Below are 18,103 nucleotides of genomic sequence, written 5' to 3'. Positions count from 1 at the left end.
ATGGGTTACGGATAACGCTATTCCATTGAAGCGTGCTGACCGCCAGGCTTACAGGCTTGCGTAAGCCTCACGTTTTTCTGCCCATTTCAGCATGGCATCAAGCGCCGGGCATAATGCCTGCCCCCAATCGGTGAGGCGATACTCTACTTTCGGTGGCACTTGAGGGTAAACCATCCGCGAAACGATACCGTCGGACTCGAGTTGTCGAAGTTGCTGCGCCAGCATCTTTTGGGAAATACCGGGGATCAGTTTTTCGAAATCAGAATAGCGCTGCACTTTTCCGTCGAAAAGATGAAAAAGAATAATTAATTTCCAGCGCCCTTCCAGCAACCGTAATACTTGCTCCACGCCGCTTGCGGCAGATTCCGGACTATATAACTTACTCATAATTTAGTAACTCACTTTTTCGTGCGTACTTGTTAATTACTCAGTCTATGTTGAATATACCTGTACTGTAAATAATGGGAGCGAAAGTCCATGTCATTAGATATTGATTTTAAAGGCAAGCGCGTGCTTGTTACCGCTGGCACGAAAGGGCTCGGCAAAGCAGTCGTCGGACTTTTAAAACAACTCGGTGCAACGGTATTTACCACGGCGCGCCACGATCCAGACGTAAATATCGCGGATACTTTCGTAGCCGCTGATCTTACTACGGTCGCTGGATGTGCCTCAGTCGCATCCGCAGTGCAGGAACAGATGGGAGGTGTCGACGTAATTATCCATGTTGCAGGCGGTTCAACCTCACCCGGTGGCGGCTTTGCTGCACTTGGCGAAGACGAGTGGCAGCAGGAGCTCAATCTTAATTTGTTACCTGCAGTACGCTTAGATCGCGCCCTGCTTCCCGGAATGCTTGAGCAGGGAAATGGGGTGATTATTCACGTGACGTCTATCCAGCGCGAACTGCCTTTACCGGATTCAACAACGGGTTATGCGGCGGCTAAGGCAGCCCTCTCAACCTACAGTAAAAGTCTTTCAAAGGAAGTCTCGCCGAAAGGTGTTCGGGTGGTGCGCGTTGCCCCCGGCTGGATCGAAACTGAAGCGGCGGTGGCACTGGCGGAGAGACTGGCAAAGCAAGCAGGAACAGACTACGAAGGTGGCAAACAGATCATTATGAAGGCGTTAGGTGGAATACCGCTCGGACGCCCTGCCCGACCGATTGAGGTTGCCAACCTCATCGTCTTCCTCGCTTCATCGCATGCTGCGAGTATCACAGGTACTGAATTTGTGATTGATGGCGGCACCATTCCAACAGTGTAACGCGGATGCTTAATCGACTTGGTGCAAGAGTTGATTAAGCACCGGAATCTCACTGGCCGGTCAGTTCCGCTAAGACCCTTTTTAACGCATTTATTATCGTTTCTGTATCCATGCCCATCTGCGCATGAATAATGGCACCGTCAATGAGCAGCATGATTTCATTGACGACGCGCTCATCAGCAATCTTTGTCAGCGACGCAATAATCTTCTTTGTTTCGATTTTATGATCGCGGCATATCGCTTTTATTTCGCTTTCAATATCTTCGGATTTGGCTTCGGCGCTGGCATTAATAAACGCGCAGCCGTGGAACTCGGGCGAAATAAACCATTCATAAAGGGTAGCCGATAGAGCGTCCGCAGGCGTTTGGCCGTCCACGAGATGTCGACGAAGCGTGGCCTCAAACCAGTTAATCCATATTTCATGTCGATAGTGTAGATAGGCGAGAATAAGCAAGCTCTTACTCGGAAAATGGCGATAAAACGTCACCTTAGTCACTTTCGACGCTTTAATCAGCGTGTCCACCCCCGTCGCCCTGAATCCAGTGGAATAAAAAAGATCGTGCGCCGTGAGTAATATTTTATCTCTGACGCTGATTTTTGTCTCGTTACTTGCGGGTTCGATTTTCATTTTTTCGACAGCCTCAAAAAGAGTGTTGACAGCGTTATTTTTCAGGCATAGATTACCGCAAGTAGACAGACCTGTCTACATAAATCACACTGAGGTAATCGCCATGAACACTCGTCCTCCTTTACCGCCCTTCACTCGTGAAAGCGCCATCGAAAAAGTCAGGCTGGCAGAAGATGGCTGGAACAGCCGCGATCCGGCGAAAGTCGCGCTTGCCTATACGCTGGACACCCAATGGCGTAACCGCGCAGAGTTCGCCACCAACCGTGAAGAAGCCCAGGCGTTTCTGGAGCGGAAATGGAAAAAAGAGCTGGAGTATCGTCTGATTAAAGAGCTCTGGGCATTTACGGATAACCGGATCGCGGTGCGCTATGCCTATGAATGGCATGATGATTCCGGCAACTGGTTCCGCTCTTACGGCAATGAAAACTGGGAGTTTGAGCCGGACGGCCTGATGAAGCGCCGCTTTGCCTGCGTAAACGATATGCCGATAAAAGAATCCGAGCGGCTGTTCCACTGGCCGCTTGGCAGACGCCCGGACGATCACCCTTCGCTGAGCGATCTTGGCTTATAGGATTTTCGCATCACTCCGGGCCGCACCGGAGTGGTGACTTTACAGCGCGCCGAGCTGTTTCATCAGCGTCAGGTTGTCCTCAATGTGCCAGTTTGCCGCAATCTTACCGTCAGCGAATTCATAAATATCGGTGGCGATAAAATCTATTTTTTGCCCCTGTCCTTTCAACTTGCCAAATGTCCCGGTGAAGGTGCCGTGAAAATGTAGATGCGAAACCACGCGATCGCCTGAAATAATCATTTGCTCAACGTCACAACGCAAATCAGGCACGGCTGTCCGAAACGCCCTGGAAGCTAGAATAGCGCCCTCGGGACCTTGCTTACGTCCTTCCGGGGGCGTTTTATCAATAAAGTTTACGGCCAGGGCATCACGCGCCAGAGTTTCATTACCGGTGTTCCAGAACGTGGCATATTTTCTGGCAGCAGCTTCATTCGCCTTTAATTGTGCCTGTGACAGACTGTTGTCCACAATAAGCTGGTTCGGCTGCAGCCATTTCCCCTGCGAGGAAATAGCATTGCCCGACAGACCAGCAAAAATAAGCGCCGCGATAGCGGGACGAAAACACGTCGTATATTTCATGTTGTTTCTCAATAGAGTATTACGCCACCCGCAGACGATGCCCTGCGGATCAAATTAATGAGGGTCAGTTAATTAACGCCCCGCCCTCAATATCAATAATCGATCCCGTGACAAAGGGATTATCAATGGCGAAAAGATACCCCTGCGCGATGTCCTCCGCCCTTCCCCAGGCCTTGGCTGGCAGGGTTTCCGCCGCGCCGACGAGCATTTTTTCCCGCGCGGCGGCGTCCATCCCCGCATACGCTTCCGTGTCGGTCAGCCCCGGACTGACGACGTTGACGCGCAGCGGTGAAAGCTCTTTCGCCAGCACTTTTGTCGCAGCCTCAATGGCGGCATTCATCGTTGTTTTTACGATGGCGCCCGCCACGGTGCGGCGCGCCACGAAACCGCTGGTGAACGTCAACGTACCGCGGGGGGCAATATTCCCGCTGAGATAGCGAGCGACATTGAGGCTTCCCCAGAATTTTGTATCAAAGGCCTGCCTTGCCGCACGGAGATCCAGTCCGGAAAGCAACCCGCCCGGCGCCTGTGAACCCGCCGTGACGACAATATTATTGACCTCGCCCAGCGTTTCACCGAGCGCAACAAGCTCTTCCTCACGGCTGATGTCCAGCACGAGGGTATGAACGGACGCGGCGTGGGCGCTCAGCCGCTGTCGCGCGGCGTCCAGTTTTGCGCTGTCGCGTCCCGCAAGAATAATCTCCTCACCGCGCCCGGCAAGCAGGCTGCCCACGGCGAAACCGATGCCGGAAGCGCCGCCGATAATTAAGGTTTTACGGGTCATAATGTTTCCTCCTGTAGAGCGTACGTTGGGTAATCGGTATATCCCGTGCCGGTACCGCCAAACAGCGTGGCGGGGTCGCGCACTTGGGCAAGAGGCAGCTGGTTTGCCAGCCGGTGGGGCAAATCGGGGTTGGCAATAAACGGACGGCCGAAGGCAATCAAATCGGCATAGCTGGCAGCAAGGATCTTTTCTGCTTTATCAAGGTCATAGTTACCCGCGACGATAAGAGTTCCGCTGAAGGTCTCGCGAAGGGACTGACGGAAACGCTCGGGTACCTGAGGGGCATCATCCCAGTCGGCTTCCGCCAGGTGGATGAACGCAATACCTTTTTGTTCACACCAGGCCGCAAGCGCAAGTATGGCTTCAGAGACCTGCGGGTCGTTCATCCCGCGCTGGGTAATAAATGGGGAAAGGCGGATGCCCGTGCGCTCGTGACCAATGGCCTCGGCAATGGCGCTTAACACCTCCTGGGCAAAACGGATGCGGTTCACCAGCGTACCGCCGTACTCATCCGTGCGTTTGTTGGAGGTTTGGCGCAGGAACTGGTCTATCAGATACCCGTTTCCGCCGTGAACCTCGACACCATCAAACCCGGCCTGAACGGTATTCAAAGCGGCCTGGCGATAGTCCGCAACGATGTTCTGAATGTCCTTGCGCGAGAGCGTTCTCGGCTGCGGGCAGTCAACCATCTGGCCTTCCCCACGCTCATTCACCACCCACACCTGCGCATCCGGGGCCAGCGCTGACGGGGCGACGGGCTGACCATCCTGGTGAAAACTGGCGTGCGACATTCGCCCGACGTGCCAGAGCTGCGAAAAAATCACTCCGCCCGCCTGATGCACGGCGCCCGTCGTGAGTTGCCATCCCGAAACCTGTTCAGGCGAATGGATGCCGGGTGTCCATGAGTATCCCTGGCCCTGAGGCGAAATCTGCGTGGCTTCCGTGATGATTAATCCCGCGCTGGCACGCTGCCGGTAATACTCTGCCATCAGCGCGGAGGGGATATTTCCCGGCTGAAGGGAGCGCGCGCGGGTCATCGGCGCCATGACGATACGATTTTTCAGGTCCAGCGAACCCAGCCTGTAGCGTTCAAAAAGTGAGGTACGTTGCATGATTTTATCCCTTATGGTTTGGATAAAATCACTTTACAGTCCGCATCTGATTTTGATAATTACGCTAAAAGTAGATGCACTTTTCGGAAAATATGAATAATGGGCAAACTCGAAGACATGGCTTTACTGGTGGAAGTTGCCGAGGCCGGAAGTCTTTCCGCCGCCGGACGACGCCTGTCGCTTTCCCCCGCGACCATGACGGCCAGGCTGAAGGCGATTGAGGAGCGTTACCAGACGCGCCTGTTTCACCGCTCAACGCGATCCCTCACCCTGACCCGCGCCGGGGAAGAGTTTTACCATGCCGCGCTGCGCGTGCTGGAAGAGATGCATCATGCCGAGTCGTTACTGACGCAAAAAGAGGGCGTGCTCAGCGGCAATATTCGCCTTTCCGCGCCCTCGGATTTTGGCAGACAGTATCTTAGCCCCGCCGTCATTGATTTTTCCCGGCGCCATCCTGACGTTAAATTTTTCATTTCGTTAAGAGAACACGTTGAGGATCTGGTCGCTAACCGGCTGGATATGAGCGTGCGTTTTGGCAACCTGCCGGACAGCAGTCTTGTCGTAAGAAACATCCGCCCGAACCGTCGGGTGCTGGTCGCCTCCGGAGAATATCTTAACGACCGCGGCGTCCCCGCCACGTTTGCCGATTTAGCCCGGCACCGGTGCCTGGCGCTGGAATCGCAGGGCGTGGTGATGAACGAATGGCGCTTTGAAACTAATGGTGAGGAAAGCATTGTTCGCGTTGAGCCCGCCATGGTGTGCGACGACGGAGCATTGCTTCGTCAGTGGGCGCTCAGCGGAGCGGGCATCGCGGGGAAATCGTGGTGGGACGTCAAAGACGACGTTGAAACCGGAAGGCTCACGGTGCTGTTTGCCGACAGCTTCACCGGGTTTAGCCGATACGATCGCAAAGATGTCGGGCTGCAGCTTGTTTACCCCCAGCGCAAACTGCAGCCGCTTCAGGTCACGGCGTTTAGCCAGTTTTTTCTCGACTGGCTTAAAAAACATTAACGTAAAAAACAGTGATACACTTACTCCACCTGGCCGATTGTCCCGTCTTTACGGCGTAAGGCAGCACAATTGTAACCAAAATACAAAATGGTCACTCGTTGCCAACCCTGGCCCGTCACGCTAAGCTTACATAATGACTAAAACTATGAACGCCCCATCAATACGTGGTCCACTTGACCATTCTGTCAGAGAGCAAATCGTCGAAGCGGCCTTTGAGCACTTCGGCCATTACGGCTATGAAAAAACCACCGTCGCCGAACTGGCAAAATCCATTGGTTTTTCAAAATCCTACATTTATAAGTTCTTCGATTCCAAGCAGGCTATTGGCGAAGTGATCTGCGCTAACCGCCTGGAGCTGATCATGGCGGCAGTGCTTTCCGCCATTGAGGATGCGCCGTCAGCAAGCGAAAAACTCCGCCGTCTTTTCAAGGCGCTCACCGAGGCCGGAAGCGAGCTGTTTTTCCACGATCGTAAGCTTTACGACATCGCCGCCGTCGCCGCGCGCGAGCAGTGGCCGTCGACAGAGCGGTATGCAGAAAGTCTGATGAAGCTGATTGAGAGCATCATTATCGAAGGCAGGCAGGCCGGTGAGTTTGAAAGAAAAACGCCGCTGGATGAGGTCACTCAGGCTATCCACATGGTGATGTGTCCTTTTATTAATCCCGTTCAGCTGCAGTACAATCTCGAAATGGCTCCCACCGCGGCGGTGCTTCTCTCTTCACTCATTTTAAGAAGCCTTGCCCCCTAATTTGTGACCATTGACATTTTTGGTCACCAGTCAGAGAATGCGGAAACCGTCCTGTTACGTCGAAAAGGTTTCCCATGCTCAGGCTCACTTCAGCCCGCGTTGCCGTTTGTCTCCTGCCGTTTGCCCTGGTGGCATGCGGCGATATTTCCGCAAGTGACGATCCGCGTACAAAGCCACCGCTTGTCCGATCCGCATCCGTCGAGCTTGCGAACAATAGCGCCCGCGCCTTCACGGGCGTGGTGGTCGCAAGAACGCAAAGCGACCTGGGCTTCAGAGTTCAGGGCAAAATCCTTGAGCGACTGGTTGATACGGGCCAGACCGTCAAACAGGGTCAGCCCTTGCTGCGCCTGGATCCGGTTGACCTGAAATTACAGGCTCAGGCGCAGCAGCGCGCGGTGGATGCTGCCCAGGCGCGGGCGAGAAAAGCCACCAGCGATGAGGCGCGCTATCGCGGACTTGTGGCGTCCGGCGCCGTTTCTGCCTCGGAGTATGACCAGATCAAAGCGGCAGCCGATACGGCCAGGGCCGATCTCAGCGCCGCCCGCGCGCAGGCCAACGTGGCGCAAAACGCCACGGGATATGCCGTCCTGCTGGCGGATTCAGACGGCGTGGTCATGGAGACGCTCGCCGAGCCGGGTCAGGTCGTCAGTGCCGGACAGGTGACGATCAGGCTTGCCAGAGCGGGACAGCGTGAAGCGCTCGTGCAGCTTCCGGAAACATTGCGCCCTGCCGTCGGCAGCGAAGCGCAGGCCACGCTTTATGGCAATGAAAAACACCCGGTCACCGCAACGCTTCGCCTGCTGTCTGACTCGGCCGATGCCGCGACCCGCACGTATGAAGCCCGCTACGTGCTGGATGGCCTGCTGGCGAACGCGCCGCTGGGGGCGACCGTCACGCTGAACATTCAGGATAATAAAGCGGAAGTTCAGGTCATGCAGGTCCCGCTGGCCTCACTCTATGATGCAGGAAAAGGTCCCGGCGTCTGGCGCATTTCCGCCCAGCCCGCAAAGGTCGCATGGACGCCCGTCAAGGTGCTGAGCGTGAGTGAAGATGCGGCGCTGGTCAGGGGCGGCGTGAAGCCCGGTGAGAAGATTGTTGCGCTAGGCGCACATCTTCTGCACGAAGGTGAGGTCGTCAGGCTCGCGAAACAACGCAATAACGCCCTGGCGGAGGACACGCCATGAGCGGAAGCCGCTTCAACCTGTCCGCGCTGGCCGTCCGCGAACGTTCCATCACGCTGTTTCTGATCGTTCTGGTGACGATTGCCGGAATTTACGCCTTCTTTGGGCTCGGCCGCGCGGAAGATCCGCCCTTCACGGTGAAGCAAATGACGGTGATAACCGTCTGGCCGGGTGCGACCGCGCAGGAGATCCAGGATCAGGTCGCGGAGCCGCTGGAAAAGCGCCTGCAGGAACTCAAGTGGTATGACCGTACCGAAACCTATACCCGTCCCGGCATGGCATTTATCACGCTGTCGTTGCAGGACAAAACCCCGCCAGCCGAAGTGCAGGAGGAGTTCTATCAGGCGCGTAAAAAGCTTGGAGATGAATCGCAGCGTCTCCCGGCGGGCGTCATCGGCCCGATGATCAATGACGAATTCTCGGATGTCACCTTTGCCCTCTTTGCCCTGAAAGCAAAAGGCGAACCGCAGCGGCAGCTGGTACGCGATGCCGAAGGCGTGCGCCAGCAGCTTCTGCACGTTCCCGGCGTGAAGAAAGTGAACATTATCGGCGAACAGGCCGAGCGGATTTATGTCGCCTTCTCCCACGACCGTCTGGCGACGACAGGGCTCTCACCCCAGGATATTTTCAAGGCCCTCAACAGCCAGAACGCGTTGACCGCGGCGGGTTCGATTGAGACCCGAGGAGCGCAGATTTTTATCCGCCTTGACGGCGCGTTCGATGAACTGCAGAAAATCCGCGATACACCTTTTGTCGCTCAGGGCAAAACCCTCAAGCTGTCCGATGTGGCAACGGTTGAGCGAGGCTACGAAGATCCCCCGACGATGCTGATACGCAATCAGCATGAACCCGCCCTTCTGCTGGGTATCGTAATGCGCGAAGGCTGGAACGGTCTGGCGCTGGGTAAAGCGCTGGATGCGGAAACGGCAAAAATTAATGATAGCCTGCCGCTTGGCATGTCCCTGACCAAAGTCACCGATCAGTCCGTCAATATTCGCTCGTCGGTCGATGAGTTCATGATCAAATTCTTTGTCGCACTGCTTGTGGTCATGGTGGTTTGTTTTGTCAGCATGGGCTGGCGCGTGGGGGTAGTCGTTGCGGCGGCGATCCCGCTGACACTGGCGGTCGTCTTCGTGGTGATGGAGGCCGCGGGAATAAACTTTGACCGCGTCACGCTGGGCTCCCTGATACTCGCCCTCGGCCTGCTGGTTGATGATGCCATTATCGCCATCGAAATGATGGTGGTGAAGATGGAGGAAGGTTACGACAGAATCAAAGCCTCAGCCTACGCCTGGAGCCATACCGCCGCGCCCATGCTGGCCGGAACCCTGGTGACGGTGATTGGCTTTATGCCGAATGGGTTTGCCCAGTCGACCGCCGGGGAATACACCAGCAATATGTTCTGGATTGTCGGCCTCGCCCTGATTGCATCGTGGTTTGTCGCGGTGGTGTTCACGCCCTATCTTGGGGTGAAGATCCTGCCGGCGATCCCCAAAGTAGAAGGGGGTCATGCCGCCATCTATAACACACCCCGCTATAACCGTTTTCGCCAGCTGCTTGGCCGCGTTATCGCCAGAAAGTGGCGCGTGGCCGGCTCCGTGGTTGCCATTTTCATTCTGGCCGTGCTCGGCATGGGGCTGGTAAAAAAACAGTTTTTCCCGACCTCCGATCGCCCGGAAGTGCTGGTTGAAGTACAGATGCCCTACGGCACCTCGATTGCGCAAACCAGCGCCGCCACCGCAAAAATAGAAGCGTGGCTGGGCCAGCAGCCGGAAGCCAAAATCGTCACGGCCTATATTGGTCAGGGGTCGCCCCGTTTTTATCTGGCAATGGCGCCTGAACTGCCCGATCCCTCTTTTGCAAAAATCGTGATCCTGACGGACAGCGAGACGTCACGCGAGGCGCTTAAGTTCAGGCTCAGGGAGGCCGTCGCCAGCGGTCTTGCGCCCGAAGCCCGCGTGCGGGTGACGCAGCTGGTGTTTGGCCCCTACTCGCCCTTCCCGGTTGCCTGGCGCGTGTCGGGCCCGGATGTCAAACAGGTGCAGGACATCGCCGAACAGGTGAAAGCCGTACTCCAGGCAAGCCCGATGATGCGAACCGTCAACACCGACTGGGGGTCACGCGTTCCCGTCCTGCATTTCACTCTCGATCAAAACCGCCTGCAGGCGACCGGCTTAACCTCCAGCGCCGTTGCCGATCAGCTTCAGTTTCTGCTTTCAGGCGTGCCTGTCACCTCCGTGCGGGAAGATATTCGATCGGTAGACGTCGTTGCCCGCGCGGCGGGCGATATCCGTCTTGACCCGGCAAAAATCGAAGGCTTTACCCTGGTCGGCAATGCGGGACAGCGCGTGCCGCTGTCTCAAATTGGCAAGATAGAGGTCGGCATGGAAGACCCGGTCCTTCGCCGTCGCGATCGCACCCCGACAATTACCGTGCGGGGCGATATTGCCGACAATCTTCAGCCACCGGACGTGTCGGTCGCCATCATGAAGCAGCTCCAGCCGATCGTTGATGCGCTGCCGGCCGGATACCGTATTGACATGGCGGGTTCGATTGAGGAATCGGGCAAAGCGACGCAGGCGATGTTACCGCTGTTCCCGATCATGATAGCCCTGACGCTGCTGATCATCATTTTGCAGGTGCGCTCACTCTCCGCGATGGTGATGGTGTTCTTAACCGCGCCGCTGGGGCTGATTGGCGTCGTGCCGACCCTGCTGATATTTAATCAGCCGTTTGGCATTAACGCGCTGGTCGGTCTGATCGCCCTTTCCGGCATTCTGATGCGCAATACGCTGATCCTGATCGGTCAAATCGATCATAACCAGAAGGACGGCCTTGAGCCGTTCCAGGCGGTGGTTGAAGCGACTGTCCAGCGCGCACGCCCGGTCTTACTGACCGCCATGGCGGCCGTGCTGGCGTTCATTCCCCTGACGCATTCGGTATTCTGGGGCACGCTGGCCTGGACGCTGATCGGTGGAACGCTGGGCGGGACGATTATTACGCTCGTCTTCCTGCCCGCGATGTATGCGATCTGGTTCCGGATCCGCCCCGCGGAACAACGCGTGCAGCACGTTGCTGAAAACGTGTAAACTACCATGAGTAGATAACACTTCTGAGGAAAACATGGTTGTTAAGCGCTTAAGAAAAGAGGATCGCCGCGTGCAGCTGCTGGAGGTTGCGCGAGGGATCGTGCGTCAGCAAGGCACGGAGGCGCTGACGCTTGGCTACCTGGCCGAGCGGGCCAACGTGACCAAACCTATCCCCTACGACCATTTTGGCGATCGTGAAGGGTTGCTGATGGCGCTGTACAAGGATTATAGCGATCGGCAGCTCGCGAAATTCCGCGAGACGCTGGCGGTCGACAGCAAAACGCTGGAGAAGACGATCCGTTTTTTCAGCGCGGCCTATATCGACTGTGCGATTGCCGCCGGGCCTGAAACCGGGCCAATCGCCGCGGCGCTGTCCGGTTCTCGCGCGCTGCAGACGTTTCGGGAAGCATGCGTGGCCGAATGTGCCGACTGCCTGCGCACCGCGCTTTCCCCTTTTATCGTCTTAAAAGGCGTTCAGGGGGAAGCGGTACTGACGGCCATTATTGGCGCGGCGGAGGCGCTCAGCACCGCGGCGGGCAACGGCGTGCTCGCCCGGAACGTGGCGGAAGATACGCTCAGCGGCGCTATGACCGGGGTGCTGGAGACCTACGCGAATAGCACAAAATGATCGCCGGGGGCGGATTGACACCTAAGTTACTAATAGTAATATAGGCGTTACTTCTCCCCCATCTGGAGGTCATTATGTCTGCTACACATGCCATTAAAAACGCGCTGATCGTGACGGCACACCCGATCGACAATTCGTTATCCCATACGCTGGCAGCCCGTATTGCCGGGAAATTACGCGAGGAAGGTACGCAGGCTGAGATCGCCGATCTGCATGCTGAAGGGTTTAATCCGTCGATGACCCGCGCCGATCTCGATTTGTATCACGGCGATCCGAGCGCCCTCCCCGATGATATTCTGCGCGAGCAGCAGCGCGTCGAGCGCGCGGATATGCTGGTATTCGTCTTCCCGGTGTACTGGTGGTCGGTTCCCGCGCTGTTGAAAGGCTGGTTCGATCGCGTGTTAACCCTGAACTGGGCGTATAAGGTGGCCGAAGACGGCCGGATTGTGGGCAACTTACGGGATGTTCCCGTCCGCATGATTGCCTCTGGCGGTAGCGATCTGACCGGATTTGATAAACACGGCTATTCGACGGCGATTCAGACGCAGATTATCGAAGGCGTGTTTGGCTTCTGCGGGTTGAAGAACGTCAAGCTCGATATCCTTTACCAGGCAGACACGGCGACGCCTGAACAGGTTGAGGATTTCCTGAAAGGGCTCGACAGTATTAAATAATATCAGCCAGGCGCAACGCTAATGTTGCACCTACTGATGTTGGTGTATTGAAGAGAATCTCTTACCAACGCTATAACTGTACGCGATAGTTACGCTAACAGCGAAATAAACAAAGGTCATTGCATGTATCAGTCAGTTCAGCCAACAACCACCCTCACCACCACCGGAACATTCGGCGGTGCGAGCGTATCTGTAGTGAACGACTGACAAACAGAACCTCAATCCCCGCCGACATGGACGGGGAAATCTCTCTCCGTTCACCACCCTCATAATGGAGAAAGAAAATGGTTTCATCTGACAATGCCCTCTTGATTATCGACATGCAGCAGGGCCTCTTTCGGGGCCCAGTTTCCCCCAGTTCCGCCGATGCCGTTCTGGCCAATATCCGTCTGTTAATCACCAACGCGCGACACGCTCAGGCGCCCGTCTTTTTTGCCCGCCATATTGGGCCGGACGACTCCCCCTTCTCAGAAAAGGGGCCGTTAACACAGCTGATACCTGAACTGGACGTGAAGAAGCAGGACGTTGTTTTCACCAAGCGCTATCCCAGCTGTTTTCGGGATACCAAATTGCTGCGTGAACTTAATCAGAGAGGCATCAAACAGCTGGTCATTGCCGGGATGAAAACAGAATTTTGTGTCGACACCACCTGCCGTGCCGCACCGGAGCTGGGTTTCAGGACGGTATTGATTTCAGATGCGCATACCACAATGGATAATGACTGTTTATCCGCCAGCGATATTATCGCCCATCACAACAGCACTCTGTCAGGCCCGTTTGTGACGCTGTCGACTGCTCGTGACTGGCTTTTTAGTACTGTGAGTTGACTCAGGTGATCGCTTATCTCTTTACCCGGCTCGCCTTTCCGCGCGCCGGGCACATAAGAGAATAATTACAGGGTAAACCCACCATCACCCACCTGTGCCTGTGCGTACCATTTCATCAGCTTCCCGGTGCCGGGCTCGTTTTCTGGAGGTGACCATGGGGCGGTATCGTGCTCGGGCACGGGTTGATACCCCCCGTGCTTAACCTCAAAAATGACGCCGCCTTTATCCAGCGACAGAACGGCATGCCAGGTACCGGCATCCATCTCCAGCACCTTGCACTCTTCGCCTAATACGACACGCCGGGTCACGCTACCGCTGTCATCAAAGTTCAACACCAGAAAGCGACCGCTCAGCGCCGTCAGCAGTTCAAAGGTGTGCGGATGGCGATGGGGACGAACATAGGTGCCGGGCTCCATTGCAATGGCCAGGCGCTGCACCGGGTCGCTAAGCTCAGGATGTAAATTGCGATGCGCGCGTAAGCGAGGGGAATTAGCCGCCTGCTCGCTTTGCTGCTGCAGGTCACTGAAAGTAATTTGTTTCATATACACCTTTGTGGATGGGATCAGCGGACGGCAACCCGATTGCCGCAGGACGTTATACCATCCTCAAAAGCCGATGAGCTATGGCGTTTGTGAAACAAAACGCTGCAACGTTTTCGCATGCTCTGTTATATCGTGCTCAAAGCAGTGTGATGGACTCATCCAGCCAGCCGGGGAGATGTTCTCTGTACCAGCTCAGGTAGCGATGAAAATCACTTTTTTTCCTTTCGTGCAGAAGTAATACGACTTCAGTCACAATCCATGCTTTAGCGAGAGCAATCTCTCTGGCTAACCTGCCTGTGGCCGAATGCGTGGCAAAAACACAGTAGCGCTCGGCAAGCTGTGAAATGCTATGTTTTGAGCCCATCCCCTTCACCAGAGGAGCAAGGTCAATGGCCGGGCTGCCTGTGCCGAACCTTTCCCAGTCGAAGAGCACCGCATCGCCGTTTTCTCTTCTGCCCCAGTTGCCCGCATTGGTATCACCAGAAATTAAACCTTCCTGACTAAACAAAACGCTGCCCGCCTGCTGAAAACATCGCATCTGCTGCTCGGCGCGGACGGGTAATTCCAAAAGAGATAAGGATTTCTCAAGCGCTGACTCAGACCAGGTATGGCTGTGATAAATCCATCCCGGTTCGGCAGGATAATCGTGAAGGCGCGAAAGTCGTTTCAGTATGTCGTCCCCTGCAACCTCTTCCTGGGAGATCTTATGAGGAACGTATTCGAGCGTCAGGCTGCGTCGATGGGTATCTGCGTGCAACAGTCGAGGGGATTCAACAACGCCAATGAGTGGTTCCGCCGCATGTTCATAAAAGCCGTATTCAACATCACTAACGGGGCATTTTTCTATTACCTGGTTGCCATGTTGATCTGCAATCAATTGGACTTTTGCTGCCCCCATTCTGGACAGGTTTTCGCCAGCCATACCATCCTCAGCTACTCGTTTGGTTACAGAACGTAAGTATAGCGTGATGTGTCAACATTCGAGGTTGAGTAAAACTCACATTGATTCCCACTATTTATCGTTTTTAAAAAGTGATTGCCCTGAATACCATCCCCTCATCCCTGGGATAAAAAAAATATTACTAAGCTTGTATGGAGCACCTATGACTCTCGATGTTTTATTCCCTGTAATAAATATTATCTCGCCGCGTAAATTTAGCGGCGATGCAAATATGCATGAGTTAATAACATTACTTTCAGCAGAAAAAGAAAGTTCAGAAGCGCTTTCGCCTTTCTTGCATCGACTGCATCTTCTGTCTTTCGCCCAAAGCAATCCGGGTAACGCTGAAGAGTTGCTTTCAGCGCATTTGCCCAAAGAAGATGGTCTCCTTCCGTTGCTTGACTTTGCGGACTGGCCAAGGGTGCATTACGCCGCGTCAGGCGAAGTTCAGACGGCTGAATCTGAGGAGTACTTCCGTGAAATGACATCGGCTGCCAATCTGTTGCGCTCTGCGCTGATCGAAGCTGAACGCGCAAAGGGAACGCCTGCGCTTTATATACTGGATAAATTACTCAACCTGAACAGCGCCCTGCCGGATAGATATAAAAAGATGGCAAATATCCCCTACGCATAAATACGTTCAATATGCGGAATATCTCGCAATAATATTCCGCTATTTATTAAACCCGCTTTTCATTGAAATCAAGACAGACGATATCCAAAGAAGGCACCACAGGCGCATTAAGGTTAAGCCAGGCCAGCAACCGTTCAATGCTCTCTCCTCTGAGCGAATTTTTGGGCCAGACAAGATAGTAGCCGTCACCGGTTGCGATGGCTTCCCTGAAGGGCAATGCGAGCAGCCCGCTTTTCAGGGCTTCCAGCGTGAGTCGAAGATCGGCTATAGCAACACCATGTCCGTGCATGGCCGCAAGGCTTCCCTGCTCCAGGGTGTCGAACACGATCCCTCCACTCATGTCGAGTCCGGGGAATAAGCCCGTCCTTTTAAGCCAGCGTCGCCAGTCTCGTCGGTCCGGTGAGGGATGGATAAGCTCGCACTGGGCAAGCTGATGCCGGGCAGGCTCCAGCAAAGACGGCGTACAAACCGGAATAAGCCATTCGCTGAACAGCAGCCGGCTCTCCGTTGACTCGCCGAAATAGCCGTTACCGAGGAGGATCGCACAATCGTAAGGTTCCCGGCTGAAGTCAACCGTGTCGAAGTCCATCCAGACGCTGGCAATTTCGATTTTCGGCTTCGCATGGTTCTCGCGAAAGGATTTAAGCACATTCAGAAGCCATCGCATCGTCAGGGAGCTTGGTGCTTTGAGTCGCAGAAGGTGGTTTTCACTTTTAAATGCGCGACAGGCCCACTCAATATTCGAGAAACTTTCGCTAAGCTGACCGGCCAGAATACGCCCGGCGTCGCTGACCTCCACTCTCGGCCCCTGTCGTTTAAACAGCTCGCAGTCGAACCACATTTCTAGCGTCTGGACATGCCTGCTGACCGCACCCGGCGTGATATTAAGGACTTCAGCCGCTTTGCTGAAGGAGTTCAGCCGTGCGGCAACTTCAAACGCGCGCAGCGCATACAGTGGCGGTAAAGACATACGTTCCCTTTCTGTAAGGTGTAATCATGCAGTTTTTGTATTATCGGCACTAAGTGACTTGTCGCCCAATTCCTCAGATGGGAACGTCAGCAGCAGCTCCCTGAGCAGGGACTCTAGCTGCGCGCGCTGCGCGTCCGACAAGTTGCTCAGTAGCGCATTCTGCGTTTCCGTGTGCACGACCAGCGCCTGTTCGATACGAGCCTGCCCGCGCGGCGTCAGGCTGACGAGCGAGCTGCGCTTGTCATCGGGATCGGCAATCCGCCTGATAAGCCCTTGTTGTTCAAGACGGTTGAGCCGGTTCGTTATCGCCCCTGAGGTGATCAACAGCGATGTATACAGCTGCGTGGGCGAAAGGCAGTACGGCTCCCCGGCGCGACGCAGCGTGGCGAGGACGTCAAACTCGCCCTCGCGAAAGCCAAACTGCGCCATCGCCTCCGCCCATTCTTTTCCAAGATGCTTCATCAGCCGGAGCATTCGGCCAAAAATTTTCATCGACGAGGCGTCCAGCTCCGGCATGGCGCTGCTCCACTGGCCGACAACGAAGTCTACATGGTCTTTCATTTTCACCCCTGATGGCGTGGGAATTTATCCTGTTGTGCGGTACATCTTACGCAAAAACACATTTTATCTTAACGTTAAGATAAATGCTCGCAGCGATTTGCCCGGGCCATTCACACCCGAAAAGGATTCCATGTTGAAACGCACATCGCCATTACTCTTCGCCATTATCGCTTTTATCGTCGGGCTGAACCTTCGCCCTATTCTGGCCTCGGTTGGACCACTGTACTCCGTGCTGCAGCGCGAAGCGGGGCTGACCGCGACGCAATTTAGCCTGCTGACCACCCTGCCGGTGGCGATGATGGGACTCGCCGCCCTGTGTGGTCCCTGGCTTTTGGCCACAGTCGGCGCCGTACGGGGAATTATGTTCGGGCTGTTCATCCTGCTGGTAGCCTGCTTATTACGCGGTTTTAGCGCTTCACCGGCGAATCTTATGGGCACCGCGTTACTCGGCGGGGCCAGCATAGGCACTATCCAGGCGTTAATGCCTGCCCTGGTAAAAAAGGAGTATACGCAAACGGCCAGCACGATTATGTCGCTATTCAGCACGGGCATTATGGCCGGAGCTGCAGTCGCCGCCGCCAGCGCCGAGCCGCTGTTTTCATGGCTCACGCTCAAGCCCGCACTGGCTATGGCAGGACTGTTAGCGCTGCTGGCGTTGATAATGTGGTTAACTCTGGTTAAGCATCCTCAGGGGGAAAAACCAGCACGCGAAACCGTTACGCTCTCGTCCTCCCGTACGGCACTACTGTTGCTCTTTTTCGGCGTGGGAACGGGAGCCTATACGCTGGTACTGGCCTGGCTGCCCCCGCTCTATATTCAGGCGGGATGGACCGCACGCAGCAGCGGCTACATGCTGGCCTGGCTGACGTTAACCGAGGTTGTTGCAGGGTTTGTCGTCTCCGCGCTGATTGGTAAATTCCCCGATCGCCGCGTGCCGCTGATCGCCGTATTGTTGCTGCTGCTGGCGGGACTCCTGTGCCTGGTCTTTTCGCCGGGTACAACGCCCGTCTTATCCACGCTGCTGCTTGGCACCGGGATCGGCGCCCTCTTCCCGCTGTCGCTTATCGTCACGTTCGATCATGCGCGAACGCCCGCGCAGGCCGGGAAGTTACTGTCTAAAGTTCAGGGAGGTGGATATATGATTGCCGCGCTTATGCCGTTAATTGCGGGGATCGTTAGCGACAGTTCGGTCTCGCTGACCAGCGCATGGTTGATCATGAGTGCGGGAGTCGTGCTGCTGATCGTCATCGCGCTGAATTTTAAACCCGTCGTGGACGTTCAGGCACGGTGAATGCGATACCAGAATTTAGAGTCGTATTTCAGCCGATCGTGAGATAATGTCAGGGTGAATTTCACCTCATTCAGGA

At 55.3% G+C, this 18,103-nt stretch carries 20 protein-coding genes; 11 read left to right on the top strand and 9 right to left on the bottom strand.

Translation table 11 applies throughout. From position 1 onward, the window contains the following. Positions 1-48: 48 nt before the first annotated feature. On the bottom strand, positions 49-387 hold the full coding sequence (locus AB3N39_RS09845) for a helix-turn-helix domain-containing protein (RefSeq protein ID WP_115874985.1): 339 nt from the start codon (positions 385-387) through the stop codon (positions 49-51). A gap of 90 nt (positions 388-477) precedes the next feature. Here AB3N39_RS09845 and AB3N39_RS09840 point away from each other — a divergent pair, with 90 nt between their 5' ends. Next, complete coding sequence (locus AB3N39_RS09840; protein ID WP_049121983.1) at positions 478-1,257, top strand: SDR family oxidoreductase; 780 nt, start codon at positions 478-480, stop codon at positions 1,255-1,257. Positions 1,258-1,306: 49 nt separating this feature from the next. Here the strand turns inward: AB3N39_RS09840 and AB3N39_RS09835 are convergent, their stop codons facing one another. Beyond that, entirely contained in the window at positions 1,307-1,885 is a 579-nt protein-coding gene (locus tag AB3N39_RS09835) for a TetR/AcrR family transcriptional regulator (RefSeq protein ID WP_367897262.1), read from the bottom strand. 103 nt (positions 1,886-1,988) lie between these two features. On the opposite strand from AB3N39_RS09835, the gene AB3N39_RS09830 reads away from it, so the two are divergent. Then, complete coding sequence (locus tag AB3N39_RS09830) at positions 1,989-2,456, top strand: nuclear transport factor 2 family protein (RefSeq protein ID WP_111964691.1); 468 nt, start codon at positions 1,989-1,991, stop codon at positions 2,454-2,456. A 39-nt stretch (positions 2,457-2,495) separates the two neighbouring features. Here the strand turns inward: AB3N39_RS09830 and AB3N39_RS09825 are convergent, their stop codons facing one another. The 3 genes from AB3N39_RS09825 to AB3N39_RS09815 form a co-directional block, all read right to left on the bottom strand. After that, positions 2,496-3,035, bottom strand: a complete 540-nt coding sequence (locus tag AB3N39_RS09825) for an ester cyclase (RefSeq protein ID WP_367897261.1) — start codon at positions 3,033-3,035, stop codon at positions 2,496-2,498. Between the two features lie 64 nt (positions 3,036-3,099). Further along, positions 3,100-3,819: an SDR family oxidoreductase gene (locus AB3N39_RS09820; RefSeq protein ID WP_367897260.1), complete on the bottom strand. Its 720-nt coding sequence runs from the start codon at positions 3,817-3,819 to the stop codon at positions 3,100-3,102. Then, positions 3,816-4,931, bottom strand: a complete 1,116-nt coding sequence (locus tag AB3N39_RS09815) for an alkene reductase (RefSeq protein ID WP_252092856.1) — start codon at positions 4,929-4,931, stop codon at positions 3,816-3,818. Before AB3N39_RS09815 ends, AB3N39_RS09820 begins: the two co-directional genes overlap by 4 nt. Before the next feature lie 99 nt (positions 4,932-5,030). Here AB3N39_RS09815 and AB3N39_RS09810 point away from each other — a divergent pair, with 99 nt between their 5' ends. From AB3N39_RS09810 to AB3N39_RS09780, 7 genes are all read left to right on the top strand, one after another. Then, on the top strand, positions 5,031-5,942 hold the full coding sequence (locus AB3N39_RS09810) for a LysR family transcriptional regulator (protein ID WP_136194814.1): 912 nt from the start codon (positions 5,031-5,033) through the stop codon (positions 5,940-5,942). Between the two features lie 133 nt (positions 5,943-6,075). After that, positions 6,076-6,690 carry a TetR/AcrR family transcriptional regulator gene (locus AB3N39_RS09805; protein WP_115874978.1) on the top strand — a complete coding sequence of 205 codons (615 nt, stop codon included), beginning with the start codon at positions 6,076-6,078 and terminating at the stop codon, positions 6,688-6,690. Between the two features lie 74 nt (positions 6,691-6,764). Continuing rightward, positions 6,765-7,874: an efflux RND transporter periplasmic adaptor subunit gene (locus AB3N39_RS09800; protein WP_367897259.1), complete on the top strand. Its 1,110-nt coding sequence runs from the start codon at positions 6,765-6,767 to the stop codon at positions 7,872-7,874. Then, positions 7,871-10,960, top strand: a complete 3,090-nt coding sequence (locus tag AB3N39_RS09795; protein ID WP_367897258.1) for an efflux RND transporter permease subunit — start codon at positions 7,871-7,873, stop codon at positions 10,958-10,960. The genes AB3N39_RS09800 and AB3N39_RS09795 overlap by 4 nt, the downstream gene beginning before the upstream one ends. 34 nt (positions 10,961-10,994) lie before the next feature. Beyond that, a complete protein-coding gene (locus tag AB3N39_RS09790; protein ID WP_111964699.1) occupies positions 10,995-11,588 on the top strand; it encodes a TetR/AcrR family transcriptional regulator in 594 nt (197 codons plus the stop codon). Between the two features lie 74 nt (positions 11,589-11,662). After that, positions 11,663-12,262: an NAD(P)H-dependent oxidoreductase gene (locus AB3N39_RS09785; RefSeq protein WP_143345063.1), complete on the top strand. Its 600-nt coding sequence runs from the start codon at positions 11,663-11,665 to the stop codon at positions 12,260-12,262. A 284-nt stretch (positions 12,263-12,546) separates the two neighbouring features. After that, the gene (locus AB3N39_RS09780; RefSeq protein ID WP_136194810.1) at positions 12,547-13,089 is read left to right on the top strand and encodes a cysteine hydrolase family protein; all 543 of its coding nucleotides are present in this window, start codon (positions 12,547-12,549) and stop codon (positions 13,087-13,089) included. A 65-nt stretch (positions 13,090-13,154) separates the two neighbouring features. Here AB3N39_RS09780 and AB3N39_RS09775 read toward each other — a convergent pair whose 3' ends face one another. Beyond that, the gene (locus AB3N39_RS09775) at positions 13,155-13,631 is read right to left on the bottom strand and encodes a WbuC family cupin fold metalloprotein (protein WP_136194809.1); all 477 of its coding nucleotides are present in this window, start codon (positions 13,629-13,631) and stop codon (positions 13,155-13,157) included. Between the two features lie 136 nt (positions 13,632-13,767). After that, entirely contained in the window at positions 13,768-14,553 is a 786-nt protein-coding gene (locus AB3N39_RS09770) for a phosphotransferase family protein (protein ID WP_136194808.1), read from the bottom strand. A gap of 181 nt (positions 14,554-14,734) precedes the next feature. Between AB3N39_RS09770 and AB3N39_RS09765 the strand changes: the two genes are divergently transcribed. Further along, positions 14,735-15,205 (top strand): hypothetical protein, encoded by a 471-nt coding sequence (locus AB3N39_RS09765; protein WP_136194807.1) that lies wholly within the window; start codon positions 14,735-14,737, stop codon positions 15,203-15,205. 46 nt (positions 15,206-15,251) lie between these two features. On the opposite strand, the gene AB3N39_RS09760 is transcribed toward AB3N39_RS09765, so the two are convergent. Further along, the gene (locus AB3N39_RS09760) at positions 15,252-16,175 is read right to left on the bottom strand and encodes a LysR substrate-binding domain-containing protein (RefSeq protein ID WP_367897257.1); all 924 of its coding nucleotides are present in this window, start codon (positions 16,173-16,175) and stop codon (positions 15,252-15,254) included. Positions 16,176-16,199: 24 nt separating this feature from the next. Then, a complete protein-coding gene (locus AB3N39_RS09755; RefSeq protein ID WP_248173993.1) occupies positions 16,200-16,736 on the bottom strand; it encodes a MarR family transcriptional regulator in 537 nt (178 codons plus the stop codon). 130 nt (positions 16,737-16,866) lie between these two features. On the opposite strand from AB3N39_RS09755, the gene AB3N39_RS09750 reads away from it, so the two are divergent. Further along, positions 16,867-18,027 (top strand): MFS transporter, encoded by a 1,161-nt coding sequence (locus AB3N39_RS09750; RefSeq protein WP_325813418.1) that lies wholly within the window; start codon positions 16,867-16,869, stop codon positions 18,025-18,027. Positions 18,028-18,103: the final 76 nt, after the last annotated feature.

The sequence above is a fragment of the Enterobacter vonholyi genome, from assembly GCF_040834095.1.
Lineage (GTDB): Bacteria > Pseudomonadota > Gammaproteobacteria > Enterobacterales > Enterobacteriaceae > Enterobacter > Enterobacter vonholyi.
Note: the sequence above shows the minus strand (reverse complement) of the source record. Positions and strands in the feature narration are given on the sequence as shown.

What these genes read in the sequence shown, in the direction of transcription:
- AB3N39_RS09845 (WP_115874985.1), bottom strand. Translation starts at nt 387, where the DNA reads ATGAGTAAGTTATATAGTCCGGAATCTGCCGCAAGCGGCGTGGAGCAA.
- AB3N39_RS09840 (WP_049121983.1), top strand. Translation starts at nt 478, where the DNA reads ATGTCATTAGATATTGATTTTAAAGGCAAGCGCGTGCTTGTTACCGCT.
- AB3N39_RS09835 (WP_367897262.1), bottom strand. Translation starts at nt 1,885, where the DNA reads ATGAAAATCGAACCCGCAAGTAACGAGACAAAAATCAGCGTCAGAGAT.
- AB3N39_RS09830 (WP_111964691.1), top strand. Translation starts at nt 1,989, where the DNA reads ATGAACACTCGTCCTCCTTTACCGCCCTTCACTCGTGAAAGCGCCATC.
- AB3N39_RS09825 (WP_367897261.1), bottom strand. Translation starts at nt 3,035, where the DNA reads ATGAAATATACGACGTGTTTTCGTCCCGCTATCGCGGCGCTTATTTTT.
- AB3N39_RS09820 (WP_367897260.1), bottom strand. Translation starts at nt 3,819, where the DNA reads ATGACCCGTAAAACCTTAATTATCGGCGGCGCTTCCGGCATCGGTTTC.
- AB3N39_RS09815 (WP_252092856.1), bottom strand. Translation starts at nt 4,931, where the DNA reads ATGCAACGTACCTCACTTTTTGAACGCTACAGGCTGGGTTCGCTGGAC.
- AB3N39_RS09810 (WP_136194814.1), top strand. Translation starts at nt 5,031, where the DNA reads ATGGGCAAACTCGAAGACATGGCTTTACTGGTGGAAGTTGCCGAGGCC.
- AB3N39_RS09805 (WP_115874978.1), top strand. Translation starts at nt 6,076, where the DNA reads ATGACTAAAACTATGAACGCCCCATCAATACGTGGTCCACTTGACCAT.
- AB3N39_RS09800 (WP_367897259.1), top strand. Translation starts at nt 6,765, where the DNA reads ATGCTCAGGCTCACTTCAGCCCGCGTTGCCGTTTGTCTCCTGCCGTTT.
- AB3N39_RS09795 (WP_367897258.1), top strand. Translation starts at nt 7,871, where the DNA reads ATGAGCGGAAGCCGCTTCAACCTGTCCGCGCTGGCCGTCCGCGAACGT.
- AB3N39_RS09790 (WP_111964699.1), top strand. Translation starts at nt 10,995, where the DNA reads ATGGTTGTTAAGCGCTTAAGAAAAGAGGATCGCCGCGTGCAGCTGCTG.
- AB3N39_RS09785 (WP_143345063.1), top strand. Translation starts at nt 11,663, where the DNA reads ATGTCTGCTACACATGCCATTAAAAACGCGCTGATCGTGACGGCACAC.
- AB3N39_RS09780 (WP_136194810.1), top strand. Translation starts at nt 12,547, where the DNA reads ATGGTTTCATCTGACAATGCCCTCTTGATTATCGACATGCAGCAGGGC.
- AB3N39_RS09775 (WP_136194809.1), bottom strand. Translation starts at nt 13,631, where the DNA reads ATGAAACAAATTACTTTCAGTGACCTGCAGCAGCAAAGCGAGCAGGCG.
- AB3N39_RS09770 (WP_136194808.1), bottom strand. Translation starts at nt 14,553, where the DNA reads ATGGCTGGCGAAAACCTGTCCAGAATGGGGGCAGCAAAAGTCCAATTG.
- AB3N39_RS09765 (WP_136194807.1), top strand. Translation starts at nt 14,735, where the DNA reads ATGACTCTCGATGTTTTATTCCCTGTAATAAATATTATCTCGCCGCGT.
- AB3N39_RS09760 (WP_367897257.1), bottom strand. Translation starts at nt 16,175, where the DNA reads ATGTCTTTACCGCCACTGTATGCGCTGCGCGCGTTTGAAGTTGCCGCA.
- AB3N39_RS09755 (WP_248173993.1), bottom strand. Translation starts at nt 16,736, where the DNA reads ATGAAAGACCATGTAGACTTCGTTGTCGGCCAGTGGAGCAGCGCCATG.
- AB3N39_RS09750 (WP_325813418.1), top strand. Translation starts at nt 16,867, where the DNA reads ATGTTGAAACGCACATCGCCATTACTCTTCGCCATTATCGCTTTTATC.